The sequence below is a fragment of the Stenotrophomonas genospecies 5 genome (assembly GCF_054473825.1).
The window spans coordinates 1,376,192-1,387,132 of the sequence record NZ_JBTMUW010000001.1; the positions used below are offsets into that span (position 1 = coordinate 1,376,192).

6 protein-coding genes are annotated in these 10,941 nt (G+C 68.1%); 2 read left to right on the forward strand and 4 right to left on the reverse strand.

Going from position 1 to position 10,941, the window contains the following annotated elements:
* Position 1: 1 nt before the first annotated feature.
* Positions 2-922, reverse strand: a complete 921-nt coding sequence (locus tag ACX9OW_RS06350; protein ID WP_368866007.1) for a M14 family metallocarboxypeptidase — start codon at positions 920-922, stop codon at positions 2-4.
* Between the two features lie 130 nt (positions 923-1,052).
* On the opposite strand from ACX9OW_RS06350, the gene ACX9OW_RS06355 reads away from it, so the two are divergent.
* Complete coding sequence (locus ACX9OW_RS06355; protein WP_459062083.1) at positions 1,053-3,134, forward strand: TonB-dependent receptor family protein; 2,082 nt, start codon at positions 1,053-1,055, stop codon at positions 3,132-3,134.
* A 38-nt stretch (positions 3,135-3,172) separates the two neighbouring features.
* Positions 3,173-4,969, forward strand: a complete 1,797-nt coding sequence (locus ACX9OW_RS06360; protein ID WP_414487531.1) for a chloride channel protein — start codon at positions 3,173-3,175, stop codon at positions 4,967-4,969.
* 15 nt (positions 4,970-4,984) lie between these two features.
* Here the strand turns inward: ACX9OW_RS06360 and ACX9OW_RS06365 are convergent, their stop codons facing one another.
* From ACX9OW_RS06365 to ACX9OW_RS06375, 3 genes are all read right to left on the reverse strand, one after another.
* Positions 4,985-5,275, reverse strand: a complete 291-nt coding sequence (locus ACX9OW_RS06365; protein WP_053517836.1) for a DUF6959 family protein — start codon at positions 5,273-5,275, stop codon at positions 4,985-4,987.
* Between the two features lie 123 nt (positions 5,276-5,398).
* Positions 5,399-6,238 (reverse strand): OmpA family protein, encoded by an 840-nt coding sequence (locus ACX9OW_RS06370; protein ID WP_180875308.1) that lies wholly within the window; start codon positions 6,236-6,238, stop codon positions 5,399-5,401.
* A gap of 61 nt (positions 6,239-6,299) precedes the next feature.
* The coding region (locus tag ACX9OW_RS06375) for a hemagglutinin (protein WP_459062084.1) at positions 6,300-10,941 on the reverse strand (4,642 nt) is incomplete at its 5' end.

A 10,941-nucleotide genomic window follows, 5' to 3' on the forward strand; every position in this document is an offset into this window, starting at 1 on the left:
CTCAGCGATGCGCCAGTGCGTAGTCCAGCGCGGAGCAGACCGCGGCCACCTGCGCGTCGTTGCACTGCTGCGGCGTGGCGCGCGGGCTGTCCGGGTAGACTTCGGTGGTGGTGGTGTACGGCGCACCGGTGATGCCGGCACAGAGGGCCAGTTCCACCAGCGGGTACTCGATCACGCCATGGGCCACCACCGGAGAGCCGATGATCTCGCCCTTGTCGTCGGCCGGTGCAATGTGGGTCACCTTTTGCACCGCCGCGATCACGGCCTGCTGGAACGCCGGCTGCGGATTGGCGCTGTCGTCCACCAGGTAGAAGCCATCAGGAATCAGGCCCGGTTCGAACGGCTTGCCGTCGCGCGCCGCCAGCGCAGGGCGGAACTCGCTTTCATCGCTGTCGGTGGTCTCATGCAGATCGATGTGCAGCACGAACTGGCCCTTGAGGGGTTCGATCAGCTCGATCAGCGCGGTTGATTCGCGGGCCGGACCACCGGCACGGAAGTTGCGGTTCGGATCGATCGCGTCGAAGTTCCAGCGGTTGATGCGCTCGAAGCCCCACGGGTTGACGCACGGTGCCACCAGCAGGTTGGCCTTGCCCGCGTAATCGGCCGCGTGCTTTTCAAGGAACTCCAGGGCACCCATCACGCCACTGGTTTCGTAGCCGTGCACGCCGCCGGTGACCAGCGCCGCCGGCAGCGCCGGGTTCCAGTCGCGGCTGCGCAGGGCGAACAGGGTATAGGTCTCTCCCGCGTAGTCGAGCTGGCCGTAGGCCACCTTGTCGAAGCGCGCTGCCAGTGCCTCGATGCGCGGCAGTACTTCCTCGTCGTAGCGGCGCAGGCGCTGCTGGCGCGCACGCCACTGCTCCCGTTCCGCCGCTCCCCACGGCTGGCCAGGGGTTCCGACGGGATAGAAGACAGCTGCAGGCATGACGGATCTCGGTGAGTCAGGAGGCAATCATTCACTTTACCACCCGACCCCAGAGGCCATCGGCCCTCGATTCCATTCACGAATGGAATCAGCAATAATTCTCATTTACCACCTTCCCTGTGCCGTCCAGATGCCCCTCCGCACCCCGAAACCGGCCCAGCTGCCCTTGGTGGCAGCCCTCGCCCTGTGCCTGATGCCCCTTGCTTCGGCCCTCGCCCAGGACGCCCCGACCACGCTCGACAGCATCCAGGTCTCCGGCAGTTGGCTGGGCACCGGCCTGCATGACAGCGTCAAGAGCTTCGCCGGGGCACGTACGGTGGTCGATCGCCAGCGCATCGAGGCCAGTGGCGCGACCAGCATCGGCGACGCCATGCGCCGCATCCCCGGCGTGCAGGTCACCGACAACTCCGGCACCGCCGGCAGTTCGGTGTCGCTGAACATCGGCGTGCGCGGCCTCACCGGCCGCTACTCACCCCGCTCGACGGTGCTGCTGGATGGCGTGCCGCTGGCCGTCGCACCCTACGGCCAGCCCCAGCTGTCGTTCGCGCCGGCCAGCCTGTCCAACATCGAATCGATCGACGTCGTGCGTGGCGGCGGAGCCGTGCGTTACGGGCCGCAGAACGTGGGCGGCATCATCAACTTCAGCACCCGCGCCATTCCGCAGCAGAGCGGCCTGCACGGCGAGGTCGGGATCCGCTACAACGCCCATGACCATGACGGCGGCGACAGCACCCAGTACAACACCTTCCTCGGCGGCACCAGCGACAACGGCCTGGGCGTCGCCCTGCTCTATTCCGGCCAGGACGGTCGCGGCTGGCGCGAAGGCAGCGACGACCGTTTCAACGATCTGGCACTGAAGTTCGCCTACGCCATCGACGACCAGCAGACGCTGCGTGCCAAGCTGTCCTACTACGACGTCCGCTCGCTGACGCCAGGTGGCCTGACCCGCGCGCAGTACGAGGCGGATCCGTTCCAGAACACGCGTCCCGATGACTTCTGGAAGGGCCACCGCACGGGCATCGATCTGGGCTACACCCACACGTTGTCCGACACCAGCGAGTTCGAGGTACTGGCCTATTACAACGAGAGCACCCGTGCCAGCTCGCTGATCAACGCTGCCAACACCCAGGTGAGCGTGCAGCCGCGCGACTACCGCGTGCTCGGCATCGAACCGCGCTACACCCAGCGCCTGCACTGGGGGGCAAGCGTGCACGACGTCACCGCTGGCTACCGCTTCCTGCGCGAGCGCGGCAACGACCGCAGCTACACGGTGACCCGCCGCACCGGCGCCGCAAGCCCCATCAACCGCTTCGACAATGCCACCGACGCCCACGCCTTCTATCTCGACGACCGCATCGCCATCGGCCAGTGGCGGATCACGCCGGGGGTGCGCATGGAATGGATCGACATGGACCGCCGCCAGGCCGATGGCGGCACCACCTTCAGCAGCCGCAACGACAAAGCCCTGCCCTCGCTCAACGTCGCCTACCTGTTGACCCCGCAGCTGACCGTGTTCGGCAACTACACCACCTCGTTCGGGCCGGTGCAGAACATCCAGCTGAACTCGCAGACCGCCAGCAATCCGCTGAATCCGGAGGTGGCCAGGACCACCGAGCTGGGCGCCCGCTGGCAGGACGGCGCACTGCGCGCCGAGGTCACGGTGTTCAGGATGCGCTTCGACAACCAGATCCTGCAGGTGCCGGGAATCACTCCTCCCACCTTCCAGAACATCGGTGCGACCGACCACAAGGGTGTGGAAAGCGCACTCGAATACCGCTTCGCCGAAGACAGCGTGCTGGCCGGACTGGAGCTGTACGCCAACTACACCTGGACCAAGGCGATCCAGCAGTCCGGTGACAACCGCGGCCAGGACGTGCCCTTCTACTCGCGCGACACCGACAGCATCGGCGCCCGCTATGCGCTGTCGGCCTGGACCTTCAATGTCTCCAGCACGCACCAGAGCGGCCAGTTCTCCGACGCTGCCAACACCTGGCAGGAAAGCGCCGATGCACGTGTGGGCCGCGTGCCGGGGGTGCGGCTGTGGAATGCGCAGGTGGCCTGGCAGGTTCCGGGGCTGGGCGACAGCGAGATCACGGCCGGCGTGAACAACCTGGCCGACAAGCGCTGGTACACCCGCAATGTCGACGGCAATGCCGGGCGCATGGTGGCCGCGCCACGCACCTTCTACCTTCAGGGACGCTACCGCTTCTGATGCGGTAAATGCCCGATGCGGTGACGGTGGCGATCACGATGGCGGCGTATCATGCCGCCACCATGGCCTCCACGGTTCAACCATCGCGCCTGCATCTGGCCTTCCAGGGCCTGCGACTGCGCCTGCGTGGCAGCGACCTGTGGTTCATCGCACTGGCGTTGCTGGTCGGCCTGATCGCCGGTGGCCTGACGCTGCTGCAGTCGGACATCGCGCGCGGGCTGCAGAGTGCGCTGTACGGGCTGGAACCCGGCATGCGCCTCAGCTCCCTGCCCGCGCTCAGCTGGACCGCCCTGCTGGTGCTGCCGCTGGGCGGCCTGCTGGTCGGGCTGGTCAGCCTGGCGGCCGCGCGGCGCAAGCGCCCGCTGCTCGACGCGGTCGAGGCCAATGCCCTGCATGGCGGTCGCATGTCGATGCGCGACAATCTGATCGTGCTCACCCAGACCCTGCTGTCGAACGGCTGCGGTGCGTCCGTCGGCCTTGAGGCTTCGTATACCCAGATGGGTGCGGGCAGCGGCTCGCAGCTGGGCCGTGTCATGCGCCTGCGCCGCAATGATGTGCGCATCCTGGTCGGTGCCGGTGCCGCCGGCGCCATCGCCGCGGCCTTCGGGGCTCCGCTGGCCGGCGCGTTCTACGCGTTCGAGATCGTCATCGGCGCCTACACGCCCGCCGCTCTCGCGCCTGTGGCCCTGGCCGCACTGGCGGGTGCATTCGTCGCCGACCAGGCCGGCATCGAGGCGTACCTGCTGCCCGCAGCCTCGACCATCGATGTGCGCGCCGCCGACTACGCGATCTACGGCCTGCTCGGTTGCTGCTGCGCCATGGTGGGGATCGGCGTGATGCGACTGATCGCCTCCATCGAAGGCGTGGTCAAGCGCAGTCCACTGCCCCTGTGGGGGCGCCCGGTGGTCGGCGGCCTCCTGCTGATTCCACTGGCCATGGCCAGCCCGCAGGTGCTTTCCTCCGGTCACGGTGCGCTGCACCTGGACCTGACCACGCAGCTGCCACTGATCTGGATCGGCGGCCTCCTCGCCCTGAAGCTTCTGGCCTCGGGCATTTCGCTGGGCTTCGGCTTCCGAGGTGGTCTTTTCTTTGCGTCGCTGTTCATGGGCACCCTGGTCGGCACCCTGTTTGCCGGCCTGCTGGCGACGGCCACCGGCGTGCCCGTGGTTGATGCCACGTCCGCGGCGCTTGCGGGCATGGCCGCGTTGGCCGCCGCAGTGGTCGGCGCGCCGATGACCATGGCCATGCTGGTGCTGGAAGGCACCCACGACTTCCTGCTGACCAGCGTGGTGATGAGCGCGGTACTGGTCTCCAGCACACTGGTCCGCCAGTGGTTCGGTTACTCGTTCTCGACATGGCGCATGCATCTGCGCGGCGAAACCATCCGCAGCGCACGCGACGTCGGCTGGATCCACACCCTCAACGCCGGGCGGATGATGCGCAAGGGCGTTGCCACCACTCCGGCCGGGCTGGATGCCGCTGCGTTCCGCCAGCGTTTCCCGCTGGGCTCCGGCGGTCGCGTGGTCCTGATCGACAGCGAAGGCCACTACGCCGGCATCGTGCAGATTCCGCGCGTCTACGCCGACGGCGTGAAGCCGGAGACACCCGTTGGCGATCTGGCCGAGAACCGCGAGGTGTCACTGTTGCCGGGCGCGGATGTGGTCAGCGTGATGCAGTGCTTCGACCGGACGCAGGCCGACGAACTGGCCGTGGTTGCCGCCGATGGCCAGCTGCTGGGCATTGTTTCCGAGGCCTTCGTGCGCAGGCGCTACGCCGAGGAGCTGGACAAGCGCCAGCGCGAACTGATGGGCGAGCGCGTCGAAGACGCCGATTGATCGCCCGCCCCGCTGCTACAGCGCTTCGCCGGCATCGGCCAGCCGCGACTCGATCAACGCGTACCATTGCTCCAGCATGTCGATCAGCATGTCCAGCTCTGCATCGGCACGCTGCGCCCGGCCACTGCGCAGGCAGGCCTGGGTTTCCTGCAGCTGGGCCAGGAACCCGGCCACGGTATCGGCCTGCAGGATCAGGCCCGGCAGGCGCCGCCCGGGGATGCGCACGACCGCATGATTGCCGAGCTGGCCATACACGCTGAGGGTGGTTTCCGTCTTCATGGACAGAGGCAGGAATTGGGCGTTCATCGCGTGCACCGTATGAAAACCTGAGCCACCGGCAGGGGTGGACGACGGGGGAGACGTGGCCACGTCCTGCCGGTGGTCAGGGGGGACTCGGGATGCCGGGGCATGGCCACGGCGCGGGAGACTTCAGCGCGGGTGCGCGATCCCGACGATCTGCACCCGGCGATTCGGCGCAAGGCACGCGATCAGCTCGCGACGGTTGCGCTGTGCGCACTGCACGATCGGTTCAGCCGCGCCGCGCCCTTCGGCACTGATGCTGCCCGGCGGCACTCCGCCCTGCACCAGGGCCGTGCGCACCGCTTCGGCCCGCTTCTGCGAGAGTTGCTGGTTGTAGCTGGCCGCACCGATACGGTCGGTGTAGCCGACGACCTGGATCGACTGCACCTTGCTGGCCTCACGGACCTGCGCCAGGATGCCCTGCACCGCCTGCTGGCCCTCGGCGCTGAGTACCGCGCTGTCGAAACCGAACAGTGCATCGGCGGCCAGGCGCAGCGGCTGTTCGGGCAGTGGCGCGGGTGCCGGCGGCGGCGGTGGTGGCCGCGGCGGGTCGAGCACGGCGGCGCAGGATTCGGGCTTCCAGTAGCCGGCCTGGGCGATGCCCTTGTTGTCGAAGCGCACCTGGAACTGGCAGGTGAAGTACTCGGCGCCCTGTGCGGTGCGGAAGTTGAACAGATAGTTCCACTCGCGCACGCCCCACATGCCTTCGTTGAAGTGCGGCGTACCCAGCAGGCTGTACAGCTGCCGCTTGCTCATCCCGGGCGCGAAGCGGCGCAGGTCGGCGATGTCGGGATAGGTACCCTCCTTCAGCGACGCCTTGGAGACTTCCGGGAAGGCCACTGCAGTGGCCTCCGCCGGACCCTCACCGGCGGGCGCGTGGCTGCGGCAGGCGGCCAGCAGGCCGGCGGCGAGGATCAGGCCCAGCGACGCGGCGGTGCGGCCGGCGCGGGCGATGCGATGCTGATTCATGTCATTCCCCCTGTAGACGTTTGCGCGGCAACCGGGCCGCGATCGCGGCCCGGCTACGGCGTTACCACTGGATGCCGGCACCGACGGCCACACCGGCCTCGCCACGGCTGTTGGTAGAGCCGCTGAACTTGTAGATCCAGCGGCCTCCTTCCGAGACACCGGACAGGCCCACCGCCACGCCCGATTCGCCGTTGTAGCTGCCGGCGGCGAACGAGGCCATGCTGCGACCCGCTTCGCTCGGCTGCGGCAGCGAGGCCGTGGCCATGGCCGAAGCGATGCCGGCCGAAGCGCGGTTGTCGGTCCTGCGCAGGTCGCGCTCGAAGCCGCCCATGCGCTCGTCGGTATAGGCCTTCGACCAGTCCAGAGTCTGCGCCATGCCGGACTTCAGCTGGTCGACATTGACCGCGTCGGTGCCTGCCGTACCGGCGGCAACGTTGCGGACCGTCGTCGGGCCGCTGGTGCTGCTGCCGAGAGTGACACTGTTGAAGTTGGTGGCTCCGTTGACGGTGGTGTCGTAGCGGATGGTGCCCTGCTGCGAGGCCTGCAGCTGCCGCACGTTGACCGCATCGGTGGCCTGGGTGCCGTCTGCCACATTGACCACCTGCCGTTCGGCGCCGCTGGCCCCAACCGAAACCGTGTTGGCACGGTTGGCCACCGACCCTGCGCCCAGGGCCACCGAGTTGTCGGCCTGTGCCTGCGAGCCGTTGCCCAGGGCCGTCGAGTTGGCACCGGCGGCCGTCGATCCTGCACCACCGGCTGCGGAATTGGCGCCCGTCGCGGCCGGATCGGCCAGGTTGTTGCTGTTGTTGGCGCGGAAGCTGCCGGCGACGTTGGTGATGTTCTGGATCTTCTGGTCGGTGTAGGCCTTGGACTGATCGATGGCATAGTTCACGCCATTCTTCAGCTGGCCGACATTCGTCGCGTCGTGATCGTCCGAGCCGTCGGCAACGTGGGTGATCTTGCGTTCACTGCCGCTGCTGCCGACCGACACTTCGCCTGCCGAATTGCTGGCACCCGTCTGACCATAGGCACCGGTATAGCCGCTCTGCGCGCCGACGCTGGCCACCGAGCCGGCACCCAGTGCCACGCTGTTGTCCGCGCTGGCGTTGGCACCGTTGCCGACTGCCACGGCCGAAGCACCTGCCGCACTGGCCTGCGGACCCACCGCCAGCGCCTCCGCACCCGCCGCAGCGGCCGCCGCGGCGCTGGAGTTCACTGCCAGGTACGGGCTGCCGCCACCGTTGGTGATGCGCTGGTTGAGCACCCTCAGCGAACCGTCCACCGCGGAGAACGCCGCGGTGACGTTGCTGTAGTCGTTGGCGGTCAGGGTGCCGTCGGTGGCGATGCTGGAGATGCTGAACGACGGCGCGGTCCACAGATTGGTGGTGCCGTCGAAGGCCGTGCTGCCGCCGAAGTAGCTGGCGATGGTCGAGTTCGTGCTGAACAGCTGGTCGCCGGTGATGGCGTCGCTGCTGCCTGCAAGGATGCTGCCGGCCGCCACGTTGGTCACCTTCACCGCACCCGTGCCGGTACCGCTCAGGGTGACCGTGTTCACGACGTTGCCACTGCCATCGACATCGTACTTCACCGCGCGCTTGTCGATATCGTCGGTCTGGTCGGCGACATTGGCCAGCGAATTGCTGACCGCGTCGAAGGCGGTGCCGACGTCGTTGTAGCTGCCCTGGCTGATGGTGCCATTGGCGGCGATGTTGTTGATCGTGTAGGTCGGCGCGGTCAGCACACCGGCCGCATTGACCGCCGCGCCGCCTCCGAGATGGGTGGCGACGGCCTGGTTGGCAGCGAACAGCTGGGCACCATTGATGGCTTCGCTGCTCGTGGCGCTCACCTGGCCCGGGCCGAGGTTGCGCAGCGTGGTCGCCGTGCCGCCCTGACCCAGCGTGGCGCTGGCGTAGTTGACGCTGCCATCGCCATTGAGGTCGTAGCGCAGCGCGCCTTCCTCCGAGGCCTGCAGCTGGCCCAGGTTCACCGCATCGGTGGCAGCCGTACCGGCGGCCAGATTCGTCACCTGGCGTTCGGCACCCGCGGCACCGATCGACACGCTGTTCGCACGATCAGCCAGGCTGCCGGCACCGACCGCGATCGCGTTGGCAGCCGTGGCGCGGGCGTTGGTACCGACCGCGATGGAGTCGGCACCGGTGGCCACTGCCTCCACGCCCGTGGAGTTCACCCGCAGGTACTTGGTGCCGCCGTTGCGGATATCGTTGATCTGCGTGTTGAGATTGACCAGCGAGCCGTCGACGGCGTCGAAGGCATCGGTCGCATTGTTGTACAGTCCCTGCGCGATGGCGCCGTCGGTGGAGATCGTGCTGATCTCGAACAGCGGCGCGGTGAAGGCGCCACTGACCGGATCGAAGGCGGTGATGCCACCGAAGAAGCCGGCGATGGCGGCGTTGGTGGTGGCCAGCTGCCCGCCGTTGACGGCTTCCAGGCTGCCGGCGGTCACCGCACCCGCGGCGAGGTTCCCGATGGTGGTGGTACCCGTGCCGTTGCCGAGCGTGACGCGGCGATAGTCTGGATTGCCTGCGCCATCGACGTCGTACATCACCGCGCCGGCCGAAACATCATCGATCAGGCTGATCGCGCCCTTCAACTGGGCGACGTTGACCGCATCGGTATTGGCGCTACCCGCAGCCAGATTGGTGATCTGGCGCTCGCCACCGTTGGCGGTACCCACCGAAACTTCACCGGCAGAGACCTGGGCGGCGGTCAGGCCATAGGCGCTGTAGCTGGCCTGTGCGCCGCGCAGCGCAGCAGAACGGTAGCCCAGTGCCACCGAATTGGCCTGGTTCGAGGTCGCCTCCGCACCCAGCAGGGTCTGGCCGTTGGCAGTACCCACCGCGCTGTCGCCGACAATCACCGAGTGGCCCATGCGCGCGGCGTAGTCCGCAGTCGGCACGCCGGTTGGATTGGTGGGATCGTTGGGACCGGCTCCCGGGAACGCCACGTTGGCATCCACCTTCGGCAGCTCATGGCGGGCATTGGCGCCGATCACCACTTCCTTGGAGCCGTTGGCGAAGGCACCGTCACCCATCAGCACCTGGTAATCCTGTGCGGCGTTGACCGCCCAGCAGGAAATGTCGGCCAACGCGATATCCAGGCACTTGGCGGCCCATGCCGGCGAATCCGTCGGCAGCAGCAGGCCCAGCAGGCCACCGGGGTTGCCGTTGTTGATGTTGTAGATGTAACTGTCGGAAGTGACGCCACCGATCAGGGTCAGGTGCGAGCTGCCACCGGTCACCGCGCCGCCCAGGCCATTGAGGGTGCTGCCGACCGGTGACAGGTTCACGACCGGCAGGCCGAGCACGTTGACCGTGGAGTAGGCCTGCATCACGTTCGCGTTGCTGAGCTTGAGATTGCCGTTGTGCAGATAGCCGTCACCGCCGAACAGGCTGCTGGTCGTCGGGCCGATCAGCTGGCCGACGTTGCCGACCAGGCCACCGGTACCGATGATGAGTCCCGCATTCGGATCAGCCGGAGCGGGTGCCTTCGGGCTGTCCGGCGGAATCGCCGAGGGCTGGGTCAGGCCCAGGCCACCCAGCGTGCCGCCCACCAGCCCGCCGACTGCGCCGCCGAGATTGTTGACGGTACCGTTGAGGTTGCCCTCCAGCAGGTTGCCCACCGCACCGCCGACGTTGCCGAGCGTGCCGGTGAGTACGCCGTCCAGCCCGCTGCCCGGCGTGGTGCTGCCACCCCCGAGCAGGCCACCGACAACGCTGCCGACCGAGCCGACCGTATTGTTGAGTGCACCGCCCACGGCACCTCCGATGGTGCCGACGGTGCCGTTGAGCACACCACCCACCGCACCACCGACTGCGCCGACCGTGCCGTTGAGCACGCCTCCGACTGCACCGCCGACTGCGCCCACGGTGCCGTTCAAAGCACCGCCTACGGCGCTGCCGACTGTGCCAACGGTGCCGTTCAGCGCACCGCCGACTGCACCGCCGACCGTGCCGACAGTTCCATCCAGGACGCCGCCGACCGCACCTACAGTGCCGTTCAACGCGCCACCCACAGCACTGCCAACCGTGCCAACCGTGCCGTTGAGCGCACCGCCAACGGTGCCGACGGTTCCATCGAGGACGCCGCCGACCGCACCTGCGGTGCCGTTCAGAGCGCCACCCACGGCACTGCCAACCGTGCCGACGGTGCCGTTGAGCGCACCGCCAACGGTGCCGACGGTTCCATCGAGGACACCGCCGACCGCACCTACGGTGCCGTTCAACGCGCCACCCACAGCACTGCCAACCGTGCCAACCGTGCCGTTGAGCGCACCGCCAACGGTGCCGACGGTTCCATCGAGGACACCGCCGACTGCACCCACGGTGCCGTTCAGAGCGCCGCCTACGGCGCCGCCGACCGTGCCGACGGTGCCGTTGAGCGCACTGCCGACGGTGCCGACAGTTCCATCCAGGACACCGCCGACTGCACCACCGACAGTGCCGATGGTTCCATCGAGGACGCCACCTACGGCACCCACGGTACCGTTCAAAGCGCCGCCTACGGCGCTGCCGACCGTACCGACCGTGCCGTTGAGCGCACCGCCCACCGCACCACCGACGGTGCCGACGGTTCCATCGAGGACGCCACCTACGGCACCCACGGTACCGTTCAAAGCGCCGCCTACGGCGCTGCCGATCGTGCCGACTGTGCCGTTGAGCGCGCCACCCACCGCACCACCGACG

Excerpts from the sequence above, each read along its gene's own strand:
- ACX9OW_RS06350 (WP_368866007.1), bottom strand. The coding sequence starts at position 922 with ATGCCTGCAGCTGTCTTCTATCCCGTCGGAACCCCTGGCCAGCCGTGG.
- ACX9OW_RS06355 (WP_459062083.1), top strand. The coding sequence starts at position 1,053 with ATGCCCCTCCGCACCCCGAAACCGGCCCAGCTGCCCTTGGTGGCAGCC.
- ACX9OW_RS06360 (WP_414487531.1), top strand. The coding sequence starts at position 3,173 with ATGGCGGCGTATCATGCCGCCACCATGGCCTCCACGGTTCAACCATCG.
- ACX9OW_RS06365 (WP_053517836.1), bottom strand. The coding sequence starts at position 5,275 with ATGAACGCCCAATTCCTGCCTCTGTCCATGAAGACGGAAACCACCCTC.
- ACX9OW_RS06370 (WP_180875308.1), bottom strand. The coding sequence starts at position 6,238 with ATGAATCAGCATCGCATCGCCCGCGCCGGCCGCACCGCCGCGTCGCTG.